12 protein-coding genes are annotated in these 13,859 nt (G+C 54.2%); 6 read left to right on the top strand and 6 right to left on the bottom strand.

All coding sequences use genetic code 11. From position 1 onward, the window contains the following. Positions 1 to 222 precede the first annotated feature (222 nt). From hemW to rph, 3 genes are read right to left on the bottom strand one after another with little or no spacing between them, the layout of a single operon-like run. Positions 223 to 1,386: a radical SAM family heme chaperone HemW gene (hemW, locus tag L1I42_RS00610; RefSeq protein WP_236112511.1), complete on the bottom strand. Its 1,164-nt coding sequence runs from the start codon at positions 1,384 to 1,386 to the stop codon at positions 223 to 225. Then, complete coding sequence (gene rdgB / locus L1I42_RS00605; RefSeq protein ID WP_236112510.1) at positions 1,379 to 2,017, bottom strand: RdgB/HAM1 family non-canonical purine NTP pyrophosphatase; 639 nt, start codon at positions 2,015 to 2,017, stop codon at positions 1,379 to 1,381. Before rdgB ends, hemW begins: the two co-directional genes overlap by 8 nt. Then, the gene (gene rph, locus L1I42_RS00600; protein WP_236112509.1) at positions 2,018 to 2,743 is read right to left on the bottom strand and encodes a ribonuclease PH; all 726 of its coding nucleotides are present in this window, start codon (positions 2,741 to 2,743) and stop codon (positions 2,018 to 2,020) included. It lies immediately after the preceding gene. 295 nt (positions 2,744 to 3,038) lie between these two features. Between rph and hrcA the strand changes: the two genes are divergently transcribed. Further along, the gene (gene hrcA, locus L1I42_RS00595) at positions 3,039 to 4,112 is read left to right on the top strand and encodes a heat-inducible transcriptional repressor HrcA (protein ID WP_236112508.1); all 1,074 of its coding nucleotides are present in this window, start codon (positions 3,039 to 3,041) and stop codon (positions 4,110 to 4,112) included. A gap of 87 nt (positions 4,113 to 4,199) precedes the next feature. Further along, entirely contained in the window at positions 4,200 to 4,832 is a 633-nt protein-coding gene (gene grpE, locus L1I42_RS00590; RefSeq protein ID WP_236112507.1) for a nucleotide exchange factor GrpE, read from the top strand. A gap of 75 nt (positions 4,833 to 4,907) precedes the next feature. Here grpE and L1I42_RS00585 read toward each other — a convergent pair whose 3' ends face one another. Further along, a complete protein-coding gene (locus L1I42_RS00585) occupies positions 4,908 to 5,303 on the bottom strand; it encodes a GFA family protein (protein ID WP_236112506.1) in 396 nt (131 codons plus the stop codon). A 127-nt stretch (positions 5,304 to 5,430) separates the two neighbouring features. Between L1I42_RS00585 and L1I42_RS00580 the strand changes: the two genes are divergently transcribed. Further along, positions 5,431 to 7,506 (top strand): putative bifunctional diguanylate cyclase/phosphodiesterase, encoded by a 2,076-nt coding sequence (locus L1I42_RS00580; protein ID WP_236112505.1) that lies wholly within the window; start codon positions 5,431 to 5,433, stop codon positions 7,504 to 7,506. A 12-nt stretch (positions 7,507 to 7,518) separates the two neighbouring features. Here L1I42_RS00580 and L1I42_RS00575 read toward each other — a convergent pair whose 3' ends face one another. Then, complete coding sequence (locus L1I42_RS00575) at positions 7,519 to 8,133, bottom strand: alpha-ketoglutarate-dependent dioxygenase AlkB (protein WP_236112504.1); 615 nt, start codon at positions 8,131 to 8,133, stop codon at positions 7,519 to 7,521. Between the two features lie 291 nt (positions 8,134 to 8,424). Here L1I42_RS00575 and dnaK point away from each other — a divergent pair, with 291 nt between their 5' ends. The 3 genes from dnaK to L1I42_RS00560 all read left to right on the top strand — a co-directional run bounded on the left by dnaK (position 8,425) and on the right by L1I42_RS00560 (position 12,181). Further along, entirely contained in the window at positions 8,425 to 10,338 is a 1,914-nt protein-coding gene (dnaK, locus tag L1I42_RS00570) for a molecular chaperone DnaK (protein WP_236112503.1), read from the top strand. A 73-nt stretch (positions 10,339 to 10,411) separates the two neighbouring features. Beyond that, positions 10,412 to 11,560, top strand: coding sequence for a molecular chaperone DnaJ (gene dnaJ / locus L1I42_RS00565; protein WP_236112502.1), 1,149 nt, complete (start codon positions 10,412 to 10,414; stop codon positions 11,558 to 11,560). 78 nt (positions 11,561 to 11,638) lie between these two features. Continuing rightward, positions 11,639 to 12,181: an NADPH-dependent FMN reductase gene (locus L1I42_RS00560; protein WP_236112501.1), complete on the top strand. Its 543-nt coding sequence runs from the start codon at positions 11,639 to 11,641 to the stop codon at positions 12,179 to 12,181. Between the two features lie 1,032 nt (positions 12,182 to 13,213). On the opposite strand, the gene L1I42_RS00550 is transcribed toward L1I42_RS00560, so the two are convergent. After that, a complete protein-coding gene (locus L1I42_RS00550; protein WP_236112500.1) occupies positions 13,214 to 13,591 on the bottom strand; it encodes a P-loop NTPase family protein in 378 nt (125 codons plus the stop codon). Positions 13,592 to 13,859 lie beyond the last annotated feature (268 nt).

Below are 13,859 nucleotides of genomic sequence, written 5' to 3'. Positions count from 1 at the left end.
GATTACCGGATCAAGTCCGGTAATGACGTGAGAAGGTGTTGCGGTGCCCTGCATAATATTAAAGCTGGGCACCGATAGGCGGGGGTGCCGGGGACGGGAGCGCAGCGACCGGTGGCGGCGCGTAAGAAGAGCCGGGGTGCCGGGGTAGCGAGCGCAGTGAGCGACGCCGGCGCGTAAAAATGACGGGAGCGAAGCGAGCGGTGGCGGCGCGTAAAAAATCCCCTAAGCCGCCAAATCCGCCACGACGGCATCAAGCACCGGGAAGCCCTTGTCGGTCACGCGCAGATTGCCATTGTCGAGATATTCGATAAAGCCGATGCCCATTAAATGCTCGATCTGCTCTGATTTGAGCGGTTGGCCGGCAAGTTGCTCAAAACGGTTCGGGTCGATGCCGGTTTTGAGCCGCAGGCCCATCAGCAAATATTCGTCGCCCTGTTCGGTGCGGGAAAGCGCCTCATACTCCACAAAGCCCGCGCCCTTTTCATCCACCCGTTCGGCCCATTTAAAGGGCATGCGCTCGGTGGAGGTGGCGACGCGTTTGTCGGCGACCACCAAGCGGCCATGGGCGCCCGGTCCGATACCGGCATATTGGCCATAGTGCCAATAGATCAGATTATGGCGGCTTTCTTCGCCAGGCTGGGCATGGTTGGAAATCTCATAGGCGGGCAGGCCATGATCTTCGCAAATTTCCTGCGTCAGCTCATAAAAATGCGCGCCCAAATCGCTATCTGGCATCTGCAACTTCCCCGCATTGAACAGGTCAAAATAACGGGTGCCTTCTTCAATGGTGAGCTGGTACAGCGAGATGTGGCGGTCGGCGATGGACAGCGCTTCCAACAGCTCTTCTTCCCAGTCTTTCAGGGTCTGGTGCGGGCGAGCATAAATGAGATCATAGGAGAAGCGGTCAAAGGTGGATCGGGCCAGATCCAGCGCCTTTTTGGCTTCATCGACGGAGTGCAGGCGCCCCAGCGCGGCGAGTGGTTCTGCGCGCAAAGACTGCACGCCAAGAGACACCCGGTTAACGCCCGCCAGGCGGTAGTTCTGGAACTTGTCTTGTTCAACGCTGGTGGGGTTGGCCTCCAGCGTAATCTCCACATGGTTGGTCAACCGCCAATTCTGATTGATCGCTGAAATGATCCGTTCAACACTTCTGGGGTCCATCAAGGATGGCGTGCCGCCGCCAAAAAAGATTGAGCTGACCACCTGGTCCGGCACCAATTGGGCCTGATGCTCAATCTCCTTAATGTAGCGGTCCACATAGGCTGCCTCGTCAAACGGGCCGCGATGCACATGCGAATTGAAGTCGCAATAGGGGCATTTGGCGGCGCAAAAGGGCCAGTGGACGTAAACGCCGAAGAGTTCGGGATCGGTGGCGAAATCAGCCAATGCAGCAGGCCTTTACAAATTTGGAGAAGGCCCGCGACCGGTGAGACAAGCCAATCTTGTCTGGCGCCCAGGCGTGCTTCTCATCTTCGGTCATTTCGCCAAAGGTGCGGTTGTGCCCTTCAGGCAGAAACATGGGGTCATAGCCAAAGCCCTTGTCGCCACGGGGGGGCCACACCAACGTGCCGGAGACCCGGCCTTCAAAGCACGCGCTTTCGCCTTCAGGCGTGGCCAAACATAGGACCGCGACAAAATCAGCGGTGCGTTGGCCGGGGCCCATGGCGCCCTTCTGCATCAGTTCGGTGTGCACTTTCACCATCGCATTGTTGAAATCGCGTTCAGGGCCGCCCCAGCGGGCGGAATAAATGCCGGGCGCGCCATCCAGCGCGTCCACGCTAAGGCCGGAATCATCGGCCAAGGCCCAGAGATTGGCGGCTTTTGCCGCCGCGAGCGCTTTGAGTTCCGCATTTTCCTGATAGGTGCTGCCGGTTTCTTCCGGCTCGGGCAACTCCAGCTCAGCGGCAGAGACCAGCTCCAACCCGAAGGGTGACAAAAGCGTGCGCAATTCGCGCACCTTGCCTTCATTGTGGCTGGCCACCACCAGCTTTTGCCCGCGTTCCAATGTGAGTGTCATTTAGATGGTTTCCCCATTTAAGGCGCGTTTTTGCAGGTCAACCAGCTCGCCAACACCTTTTTGCGCCAGCACGATCAGGCTTTGTAATTCATCGGCACTGAACGGCGCTTCTTCTGCCGTGCCCTGAATTTCAACAAATTTGCCCCCGCCGGTCATCACAAAGTTGGCGTCGGTTTCTGCCGCGCTATCTTCATCATAATCAAGGTCAAGCACTGGTGTGCCTTGATAGACCCCACAAGATATGGCGGCGAGGTGGTCGCGGATCACATTTTCACCCACCAGTTCGCGCTCTTTCATCCAGGCCACCGCATCGCTCATGGCCACGAAAGCGCCGGTGATGGCCGCGGTGCGGGTGCCGCCATCGGCTTCGATCACATCGCAATCGACGGTGATCTGGTTCTCGCCCAAGGCCTGCATATCAACCACGGCGCGCAGGGAGCGGCCGATCAGACGCTGTATTTCCTGGGTGCGGCCGGATTGTTTACCAGCAGTGGCTTCGCGGCGCATGCGCTGACCGGTGGAGCGGGGCAGCATGCCATATTCGCCAGTGACCCACCCCAAACCCTGACCGCGACGCCAGGGTGGCAGATTGGTTTCGACGCTGGCGGTGCACAGTACTTTGGTGTTGCCGAAGCTGATCATGCACGACCCTTCGGCATGATTTGAAACATTGCGTTCAATTTTGACATGGCGCATTTCGTCCGGCGCGCGTTTGGAGGGTCGCATAATCTGTCCTTGCTTTTTTCACGTTTGACCCAGCCTCTTAGCGGCTTCGCGGCTTAAGGTAAAGGGATGGTTAAAGCCCGTGCCTGCCTACGCCCGGGCTAAATCGTAAAAATATGAAAATTTCCAAGAGTTCAGCTATAATTATCCATAATTTTAGCTCAATTTTATGCAATTCCACCGGCCTGTGGATAGGCGTCGGCGCAAAGGCCAATTTGACGGGCTGATTTGGGGCTTGGCGTTGGCGGCAACAGCACTTAAATAGTAAACCATATCCAAACAACATATGTGAACACTCATGACCAACAACCAGGATTTTCTATCGGTGCTAAATGCGCGCTCGCAGGATATTTTCCGGCGGCTGGTTGAACGCTATCTGGAAACCGGCGAGCCGGTGGGGTCGCGCCAGTTGTCGCGGGCCCTGGATATTTCGCTGTCGCCCGCCACGGTGCGCAATGTGATGGCGGATCTGGAAGATTTGGGGCTGATCGCCGCACCGCATACCTCGGCCGGGCGCGCGCCCACCCAATCGGGCCTCAGATTTTTCGTGGATGCGATGCTGGAAGTGGGGGCGGTGAATGAAGAAGAGCGCCGCGCCATTGCCCGCAATTTTCAGGATGTGGCGCAACATGAAAAGGTCGAGGATGTGTTGACCCAGGCCAGCCAGGTGCTTTCTGGCCTTTCCCATGGCGCCGGGCTGGTGATGGCCCCGAAAGCCGACATTGTTTTGAAGCACATTGAATTTGTGCAGCTGGAAAAAAATCTCGCCATGGCGGTGTTGGTGGGGGAAGACGGGCATGTGGAAAACCGCGTGTTCCCGATACCACCGGGGTTGACCATGAGCGAACTGAGCCAGGCCTCCAACTATTTGTCGAGCTTTGTGGTGGGCCATACGCTGAAAGAAGCGCTGCACAAAATGGAGCAGGCGCAGGCCCGACAGCAGCATGAGCTGGACGATTTGACCAACGCGCTAGTGGAAGCGGGCCTGGCAACGCTTTCAAAAGACAATAATGACGACAGCCCGACCCTGATTGTGCGCGGGCGGGCCAATCTGATCAATGACACCATGGCCAATGAAGAATTGGACCGGGTGCGACAATTGTTTGACGAGCTGGAAAGCAAAAAGGCGATTATTGACCTGTTGTCCGACACGCGCGACGCCGATGGGGTGCGGATTTTTATCGGCTCGGAGAATAAATTGTTCTCCCTGTCCGGCTCCTCGGTCATTTTGTCGCCTTTTACTGACCATAATGACAAGGTGGTCGGCGTTGTGGGGGTGATCGGCCCGACGCGGTTGAATTATGCCCGCATTGTGCCGGCCGTGGATTATACCGCCCATGTGGTGTCAAAATTGATCCACAAGCGTGGCTGATGCCAAGAGAAAGCTTGAAATTGTCCGTTCAATGGTCGATATGCGGGGCAACAGCGAATTTCAATGAATAGAGTTAGAAGCCAAATGATGAGCGACGACGACAAAAAGCAAGACGAAACCGAAGTTCAGGATACGGCAGAGGCCCAAGGCGCGGAAAAAGAAGCGCCACAGGAAAATGATGCGCCTGAAGCCGCGGATCCGCTTTCAGCATTGGAAAGCGAAAATGCCAAGCTGAAAGATCGTTTGTTGCGGGCCGTAGCGGAGATGGAAAATCTGCGCAAACGGTCTGAACGTGACGTGAAGGACGCGCGGCAATATGCCATTGCCAATTTCGCCCGCGACATGCTGACGGCAACGGACAATCTGTCCCGCGCCCTGATGACCATGCCGCAAGAAGCACGCGATGAGGCGGAAGGCACGTTCAAATCCCTGATTGAAGGGGTAGAAATGACCGAACGGGAAATGATCCGCTTGCTGGAGAAAAACGGGATCAAGAAAATTGAACCCAAGGGCGAAAAGTTCGACCCGCATTTCCACCAGGCCATGTTTGAAGTGCCAAACCCGGATGCTGTGGAAGGCACGGTGACCGAAGTGGTGCAAGCTGGCTATGTGATCGGCGAGCGCGTGTTGCGCCCAGCGATGGTGGGCGTGGCCAAAGGTGGCCCGAAAGCCGCGCCAGCTGCTGCGGAGCAAGGCGACAATGTAGATAAGTCGGTCTAAGCCTTATCTTTAGTTATTAGATGTGTTGACGGCGCTTTGGGGGCAAGTCTGAAGCGCCGTTTTCAATTAACTTCGTCACCCAACCTGCTGGGCGGTTTTCTTACGGCTGGTATCGCTCAAAAAACCGATATGGGCGGGCTTGGACTCCACAAAAATTTCCTCGGTGATGATAAAAGTCTGCTCCGGAAACAGCCCGGCTGAATAAATATAGTCCATTGACCCCACCGTCAGATGGTAAAAAAGGGTGGTGCCACAAATCTTGCAAAATCCGCGCTCGGCCCAGTCTGAAGATGTATAGCGCTGGATATTTTCGGTGCCCTTCGCCTTAAGATCTGCATCGCCGTGAATGCCAAGCTGAACACCGCCCCCATTGATCTTGCGGCAAGTGGCGCAGTGGCACGCCCCAATTTTTTCGGGCAGATAATTCAGTGTAATTTCAACTGCTCCACACAGGCAGTTTCCCTTATTCATCAAACTTCACTCCGGAATTAAATATTGTTTAACGATAAAATTAATTTCCACCCACCTAAGGCTTGTTCTTAACCTGATTTGAGGCCGTCGTCTTTTACATTACTTGCTCTATATTAAGGGGCAATCCATGAAGCTGAAATCGAACGGCATTCATCTTGTTTTTGTAGCAGGCTTGCTGACCCTATCCATTGGGGCGGCAAGCATTTTTATTACACAATCCATTATGAATCGTTTGCTGGTGAACGATGCGCGCACGGACGGCATGGGCTGGGCACAAAGCGTGGCCGACCAGACCAGCAACCTTGAAGCGCTGTTGGACGGTTCACCAAGCCTTTCGCTAACCGATCGTATTTTGGGTCGATTAAGTGCTGTTGGCAACATCTACTCCTTTGAGTTTATTGCCCCCGATGGCACGTTGATGTTTAAAACCGGTTCATTTCATCCGCCCAGCGACGGGCAAGACGCCGCACACCATGCGCATAGCCATCCCAAACCGGTGCCAGTTGCCACCACCAGCATGATGCCAGTGGATTCGCATAGCAATGAGAGCCATGCCGATAGTCATGACCATAGTGCTCACGCGCACGGGGACGAGGCAAGGGTTGACGCGCCCAACCTCATGGGTGACCACGCCGTTCACAAAGTGAAGCTTATCCTTGGCAATGGATATAGCGATCCACTTCATTTCGCTGAAGTGACCCACCCAATTATTGAAGATGGAGAATTGCGCTATTCGATCCGGGTCCGCATTGACCAAACCGAACGCTTCGAACTTTATCAGGCTGCAGTGTGGCAAATCACTGGCGTGTTGGCAATCACCGTTTTGTTGGTTGTGGGCATTCCCGCCTTCTTGCAGCTACGCAGCCGAAAGCAGGCCGCTTTGGCTGACCGACGCGCCCATTATCTGGCCCAGCATGACCCCATGACCGGGTTGGCCAACCGCCTCAACTTTCTCGACAAGTTGGAAACTGCTTGTGCCGAATTGGATAACAATGAAGAGATCATCGCCCTTTTGTCGATCGATGTGGATTATTTCAAGGAGATCAATGATGGATATGGGCATGATGTGGGCGATGAGTTGCTGGTGCAGTTTGCGGCGCAACTCAAATATGAATGCGAAAGTTTCGATTCCATCGCCCGAATTGGTGGTGATGAATTTGCCGCCTTCTGCCGCTTTGACGCGCGGAAAAATGCTGATGACTTTGTGATGGAGCTGCAACGCAGCCTTTCACACCCGTATGAAGTGAAGGGGCATAATATGATCGCCACGGCGAGCATAGGGGCGGCCTATTATCCCGCCCTGGCGCATGACGTGACCGATTTGATGAAAAAGTCCGATATTGCACTATATGCTGCCAAAACCGAAGGTCGCAATTGCGCCGCTGTCTTTGCCGAGCATATGGAAAAAGAAATCGCTGAGAGACGGGACCTGGAGGCTTTGTTGCGCCGAGCCGTACACAATAGCGACTTCGAGCTCTATTTTCAGCCGCTATATAGCCAACAAGATTTAAAGGCGTGTGGCTTTGAAGCCTTGATGCGCCTGCGCGACCAAGATGGTCAATTTGTACCGCCCGAAAGATTTATTCCGGTTGCTGAAGAAATGGGCATTATGGACGAGTTGGGCTTCCAGATTTTGAAAAAGGGCACGATGGCCGCGCTGAATTGGCCTGCCCCCATGCGCTTGGCCATCAATCTTTCGGCCGCGCAGTTTGAAAGCGGCAAATTGGTGCAGCATGTGAAGGACGCCTTGGCGGAATCGGGTCTGCCTGCGAAATTGCTGGAGCTGGAAATCACCGAAAGCCTTTTGATGCAGAATACACAGCGTAATTTGAAGCAACTGACTGCTTTGAAGAAAATGGGCGTCTCTATCGCCATGGATGATTTTGGCACCGGCTATTCCAGCTTGGGTTATTTGTGGCAGTTCCCGTTTGACAAGATCAAGATCGACCGCTCGTTCCTGGGTGGTGACGAAAACAGCAACGCCAAGGCCATGCAGGTGATTTCCACCATCATCGCGCTGGGACACTCACTGGAAATGCGGGTGACAGCTGAAGGGGTGGAAACCGAAAGCCAGGTGGCCATGCTGAACAAGCTGAAATGCGATCAGTTGCAGGGCTTTTATCTGGGTCGTCCGGCGCCGGAATCTGAATTGGAAAAATATTGGGCCGACGATGCGGGAGGCCATGCGCGCGAGGCGATTTAGGCGCCTCCCCTGCTAAAAGGCGGTAACCCGCCTTAATGTCAGGTTCAGCCGCCCGCCTTCAGGAAAATGTTTTGGATAGGCATTCAACAGGTTTGAACTGTTGGGGATCACCCGATCAATGCCGTGGTAGGCCAAGCGGGTTTCACCCGCGAGCATAACGATATCGCCGGATGAGAGCTCCACGCTAGACGATTTGGCTTTTCGGGTTTGGCCGCCAAGACGAAAACGCGCGCGGTCGCCTAAGGAAACCGACAAAACGGGCGCCTCAAATGTTTCCTCGTCGCGATCCTGATGCAGGCCCATTTTGGCGCTGGTGGCGTAATAATTGACCAAACAGGCTTCGGGCGGGGCGGGACATCCGGTTAGCTCATCCCAAATCGCCAACAGTTTTTGCGGCATGTGGGGCCAGTTTTGCCCGGTGTCCGGGTGCGTTTCCTGATAGCGATAGCCGCCATCCTTGGAGGCGACCCAGCCTAGAGGGCCCAAATTGGTCATGCGCACCGAAAAGGGTTTGCCGGTGCGGGGCATGCGCGGCACAAAAAATGGTGCCTGGTCAATGGCCTCAACCAGTTGAGCCAACAGTTCTTTTTGCTGTTCAGACGAGAGATGGCCTGGAAAAAATTTCATTTTTTGCGCTCCCACCATCGCTTTTCGATGCGTTTGTCGTTATATAGCCCCGTTCGATAATTCGGGGACAGGTTTACCTGTCATTGCAACGATAGAAAAGCGCGGTCAGATTTTTTTAAAATTTCTGGGCGATACGCTTGAAGCGGGCACAGGGCCTACTTATATGTCGTGCAATACCAAGGGATGTGCAGCGTCGCATTCCAGATCTTAAGGGACCCGAGCGGCATTTTGCCGGTGTAAGACTGCTGGAAACGGGGTCAGACGAGGGTCTGCCAACAAAGAGGTTGAATAATGGGTAAAGTAATTGGGATTGACCTTGGGACCACCAACTCATGCATTGCTGTGATGGACGGTTCCGAGCCAAAAGTAGTTGAAAATGCGGAAGGCGCCCGCACCACCCCATCCATGGTGGCTTTCACTGATGATGAGCGCCTAGTTGGCCAGCCGGCGAAACGCCAGGCGGTGACCAACCCTGAAAATACACTTTTTGCCATCAAGCGTTTGATCGGCCGTCGGTTCGAAGATCCGATGGTGGAAAAAGACAAAAAGCTGGTGCCTTACAAAATTGTAAAGGCCGATAATGGCGATGCATGGGTGGAAGCCAATGGTGAAAAGCATTCACCCTCACAAGTTTCTGCCATGATCCTGCAAAAAATGAAGGAAACGGCTGAAAGCTATCTGGGCGAAGATGTGACCCAGGCGGTGATCACTGTGCCGGCCTACTTCAACGACAGCCAGCGTCAGGCCACCAAAGATGCCGGTAAGATTGCTGGTTTGGAAGTTTTGCGGATCATCAACGAGCCAACAGCAGCGGCGCTTGCTTATGGTTTGGATAAAAAAGAAGCGGGCACCATTGCGGTTTATGACCTTGGTGGTGGTACTTTCGATATTTCGATCCTTGAGATCGGCGATGGCGTTTTTGAAGTAAAATCCACCAATGGTGACACATTCCTGGGTGGTGAAGACTTTGACATGCGTCTGGTTGATTATCTGGCCGACGAGTTCAAAAACGAAAATGGCATTGATTTGCGTGGCGATAAGCTGGCCTTGCAGCGCTTGAAAGAAGCCGCTGAGAAAGCCAAGATCGAATTGTCGTCTTCAACACAAACCGAAGTGAACCTGCCCTTTATCACAGCTGACCAATCCGGGCCGAAACACCTGCAGTTGAAACTGACACGTGCCAAGCTCGAGCAATTGGTGGCTGAATTGGTGAAGCGCACCATTGAGCCATGTAAAGCTGCACTGAAAGATGCTGGCATTTCTGCCGCCGAGATCGACGAAGTTGTTCTGGTAGGCGGGATGACCCGTATGCCGAAAATTCAGGAAACTGTAAAAGAGTTCTTCGGCAAAGACCCACACAAGGGTGTGAACCCTGACGAAGTTGTGGCCATGGGTGCTGCTATTCAGGCCGGTGTGTTGCAAGGCGATGTGAAAGACGTTCTGTTGCTCGATGTGACCCCATTGTCCTTGGGCATTGAAACATTGGGCGGCGTGTTCACCCGTTTGATCGATCGCAACACCACCATCCCGACCAAGAAAAGCCAGGTGTTCTCGACCGCTGAAGACAACCAGTCTGCGGTGACCATCCGGGTTTCTCAGGGTGAGCGCGAAATGGCAGCGGACAACAAATTGCTCGGCCAGTTCGATCTGGTGGGCATTCCGCCTGCACCGCGCGGTGTGCCGCAAGTTGAGGTGACCTTTGATATTGACGCCAACGGTATTGTGAATGTGTCGGCGAAAGACAAGGGCACAGGCAAGGAGCAGCAGATCCGCATTCAGGCCTCTGGTGGTTTGACCGACGATGAGATCGAAAAAATGGTCAAGGACGCTGAAGCCAACGCGGACGCCGATAAAAAGCGGCGCGAATCTGTGGAAGCGAAAAACCAGGCCGAAGCTTTGGTGCACTCCACAGAAAGCTCACTGTCCGAGCATGGCGACAAGCTGGATGACGAGACCAAATCTGCAATTGAAAGCGCCTTGGCTGACTTGAAGACCGCGATTGAGGGCGACGACGCTGAAGAGATCAAAGAAAAGACTTCAGCCCTTGCGCAAAGCTCCATGAAACTGGGTGAAGCCATGTATCAAGCCTCTCAAGAAGAGGAAAATGGCGACCAGGATGATGCGGGCGATGACAATGCTGATGATGTTGTTGACGCTGATTTTGAAGAGGTCAAAGACGACGAAGACGACAAAAAGTCTTCTTAAAAAACCTCTTTCACGCCTAATGGCGGGTTCAGCCGAAAGCTGAGCCCGCCATCAATCTTGGAGCTTAAGCGCCATGGAAAAACGTGACTTTTACGAGGTTTTGGGTGTCGACAAATCTGTCGATGACAAGGCCCTCAAGTCGGCTTACCGCAAACTGGCCATGAAATTTCACCCGGACCGCAATCCCGGTGATGACGAAGCGGAAGCCAAATTTAAAGAAGTTTCTGAAGCATACGACACGCTGAAAGACCCGCAAAAGCGCGCGGCCTATGATCGGTTTGGCCATGCGGCCTTCCAAAATGGCGGCGGCGGCGCTGGTGGCGCCCACGGATTTGGCGCCGATTTCTCTTCGTCCATGTCGGACATTTTTGAAGATATTTTCGGCGACTTTATGGGCGGCGGTGCCCGGCGCGGTCGTAATTCACAATTGCGCGGTTCCGACCTGCGCTACAATCTCGAAATTGATCTGGAAGAAGCCTATGAGGGGCGCACGGTCGAGATCGACGTGCCCACCATGGCCGAATGTGACACGTGTGACGGGTCTGGCGCCAAGCCAGGCACCGGCTTTTCCACCTGTGGCACCTGTTCGGGCCACGGCAAGGTGCGTGCAGCACAAGGCTTTTTCACCATTGAACGCACCTGCCCGCAATGTCATGGCCGGGGCGAAACGATGGACCAGCCCTGCACCGATTGTTCTGGTCAGGGACGGCGGCAGGAAAACCGCAATCTGAGCGTTGATGTGCCCAAAGGCATTGAAGATGGCACCCGTATTCGCCTTTCCGGCGAGGGTGAAGCCGGGATGCGCGGTGGCCCATCCGGCGATCTTTATATTTTCATTTCCATTCGCCCGCACGACCTGTTCCAGCGCGATGGCGCGGACCTGTTCTGCCGTGTGCCGATCTCCATGACTACAGCGGCTCTGGGCGGCGAATTTGAAGTGCCGGGGCTAGATGGCAGCCGCGCCCGCGTGAAAGTGCCCCAGGGCACCCAGGCGGGCCAGCGTGTGCGCCTGAAAGGCAAAGGCATGCCTGTGCTGCGTTCGGCGCAAATTGGCGACATGTATATCCAGATGGATGTGGAAACGCCGCAAAACCTCACCAAACGGCAAAAAGAGCTGCTGCAGGAATTTGCGGATCTGTCGACCAAGGAAAACAATCCGTCCTCGAACGGCTTCTTTTCCAAGATCAAAAGCCTGTTTGAAGGCTTTGCGGACAGCAAATAAAAAGAAAAAACTTATTAAAAGGCTTGACGCGGACGTTCTGATGGGGTTGTTTGCCGCCAACGAGCAAGAGAGATCATTATGGCGAAGTTTTTGGCGGTATCCGGCTCGATCCGGCAGGGATCATACAATGCGGAACTGGCGCGCTATATGGTGCGCCGGGCGCAGGAAAAAGGCTGGGATGCGGAATATATCGATTTGCACGATTATCCCATGCCCATCTTTAATGAAGATTTGGAACAAGAGCAAAAGCCGGGCTGCGCCCTTGAACTGGCCAAACAATTCGCCGCAGCGGACGCAGTTTTTCTGGCCACGCCGGAATATAATGGCTCGATCACCCCGATCTTAAAAAACACTATTGATTGGCTGACCCGACAGGGTCAGGGTGCGTTCTCTCACGCCATTTTCGGCATTGGGTCGGTCTCCTCCGGCGCTCTCGCCGGCGTGATGGCCCTTTCGCATATGCGCGATATCTTGTCCAAGCTCAGCGCCCTGATGGCGCCAACACCCCTCGGCATTGGCATGGGCGCCACCGCCTTCGACGAAAATGGCGAGATCGCCGATCCGCGGGTTAAAGCGCGGGCCGACAAGCTGGTGGATGAGTTGACCAGCATTAAGAGATAGTTTTCGCTCACGGCCGAGCGGCGCTTTCAGCACATAGCCTTCGCGGGCGCGCGCGGGGTCATCGCTTTGCTCGTCCGTTTTTTTCCTTCCAGTTCTTTGTGTAACGTCACCCCCGTCTCCCCGGACCTGCTCCGGGGTCCAAGCAGAATAGTTAAAGCGGCATATCACAAATGCTGCAGTGCCCAACACCACCGCTAAATGGATTACCGGATCAAGTCCGGTAATGACGGGAGAGGAGGTTGCGATGCCCGGCAAAGCTTAGGCGTGGGCCACCCATGGCCGGTGTGTCGGGGGTAATGAGCGCAGCGGATGACGGCAGCTCAAAAAACAGGGTGCTGGGGACGAACACGTAGTGTCCAGTAGCGGCGCGTGGAAATGCCAGGGCAGTGTAGGTCGCGAATCCTGAGGATTTCTGGGTCCTAGCTGCGCTCGTCCACTCTTTTCCCTCGCTAATGCTGGTTAAGACGCTGCCCACCCACCAAACCGCCCCGGACCTGATCCGGGGCCCATGCTGAGCGAGAGAGAAGTCAAAGCTCCCAACAATTTCCCCCGTCATTGCAAGACTTGATCTTGCAATCCATTTGAGGGCCACCGCGAGGCACCTAAATGGTGGTGCAATGCCGCCCCTTCCGATCACATGGAAACGAACCTGCCTTGTGTCCAGCGTGAAATGGACCCCAAGATCAGGTCTTGTGGTGACGCTGGTGGGGAGGACAGGATCCCCAAAAACGTATTGTTGCAGCGATTGATCGCCAACACCGCGCCCACCCCGACAAAACCATCCTATTTGCTGGCCACGGCACTAGTGGCACGGCGCTCAAATGTCATCTTGCCCAACGCCCCTTATCGCAAGACGAAGACCAACGAACCATGACGGCCGAAGGCGGCGGCAATGTTCTTGCCTTTGATTGGGCAGGACGGCGCTTGGTCTGTGACGGGGTCGCTCTGGAAGATTGGACCTAACGCAACCGCTATGTGGATTGCCAGATCAAGTCGGGCAATGACGGGGAGAGTTCTCTTCGCTCGTCTACCTTAGCGCTTAAAATTGTAGCCAGCCTTTTTGAGTTTTCTCACCCAAGAACGAGATGTGTTGTGCCCATTATCCGCACGGGTCTTCAATGTGACCAATTTGCGGTCAACAATATCATGAAAGCCCCCCATCTTGAGAAGCTCAAATGCTCGAATATAGTCGACCTCAACGCACCGCTTTCCCATGCGCTTGCCGCTCATCAAGAGAACGGCGGCATTCAACATGGCATATTTATTCACAGTTGCTTTCTCAAGAATAATTTCACATGTGACGGTGTTCGTATCATATGGCAGTTTCGATGAGTGAAAAACGATCTGTTTCGCTTGGGACGAGGACGCCAATCCCAATGCAAAAATAAGGATCAGTGAAAATTTACGCATAAAAATTTCCTAAAACATTCAAAGTACAACTATCTGTTATGCCTTAACATTATTTCTGGTGATTGTGCAGGGAACATGTCGGCAGTTAATTGGCATATGTCTTATTGGACACATACGATAAGGCAGAATTGCTCTCGATAACTTTTGCCGTTTTGCCCAGATTGGTCGCCGTAAAATTGTTTATGCGACAGACTCCAGCATCCAGAGGGTTCTGTCCTTGATGACCGTTGAGCAGAGGCTTGGCGCAAATGGCGGTGCTAAGCCTCGA

This window comes from Maritalea mediterranea (genome assembly GCF_021568695.1).
Taxonomy (GTDB): Bacteria; Pseudomonadota; Alphaproteobacteria; order Rhizobiales; family Devosiaceae; genus Maritalea; species Maritalea mediterranea.
This window is presented reverse-complemented; position numbering and strand designations above follow the sequence as displayed.

Excerpts from the sequence above, each read along its gene's own strand:
- L1I42_RS00580 (WP_236112505.1), top strand. The coding sequence starts at position 5,431 with ATGAAGCTGAAATCGAACGGCATTCATCTTGTTTTTGTAGCAGGCTTG.
- L1I42_RS00550 (WP_236112500.1), bottom strand. The coding sequence starts at position 13,591 with ATGCGTAAATTTTCACTGATCCTTATTTTTGCATTGGGATTGGCGTCC.
- rdgB (WP_236112510.1), bottom strand. The coding sequence starts at position 2,017 with ATGACACTCACATTGGAACGCGGGCAAAAGCTGGTGGTGGCCAGCCAC.
- L1I42_RS00585 (WP_236112506.1), bottom strand. The coding sequence starts at position 5,303 with ATGAATAAGGGAAACTGCCTGTGTGGAGCAGTTGAAATTACACTGAAT.
- L1I42_RS00575 (WP_236112504.1), bottom strand. The coding sequence starts at position 8,133 with ATGAAATTTTTTCCAGGCCATCTCTCGTCTGAACAGCAAAAAGAACTG.
- rph (WP_236112509.1), bottom strand. The coding sequence starts at position 2,743 with ATGCGACCCTCCAAACGCGCGCCGGACGAAATGCGCCATGTCAAAATT.
- grpE (WP_236112507.1), top strand. The coding sequence starts at position 4,200 with ATGAGCGACGACGACAAAAAGCAAGACGAAACCGAAGTTCAGGATACG.
- hrcA (WP_236112508.1), top strand. The coding sequence starts at position 3,039 with ATGACCAACAACCAGGATTTTCTATCGGTGCTAAATGCGCGCTCGCAG.
- L1I42_RS00560 (WP_236112501.1), top strand. The coding sequence starts at position 11,639 with ATGGCGAAGTTTTTGGCGGTATCCGGCTCGATCCGGCAGGGATCATAC.
- dnaK (WP_236112503.1), top strand. The coding sequence starts at position 8,425 with ATGGGTAAAGTAATTGGGATTGACCTTGGGACCACCAACTCATGCATT.
- dnaJ (WP_236112502.1), top strand. The coding sequence starts at position 10,412 with ATGGAAAAACGTGACTTTTACGAGGTTTTGGGTGTCGACAAATCTGTC.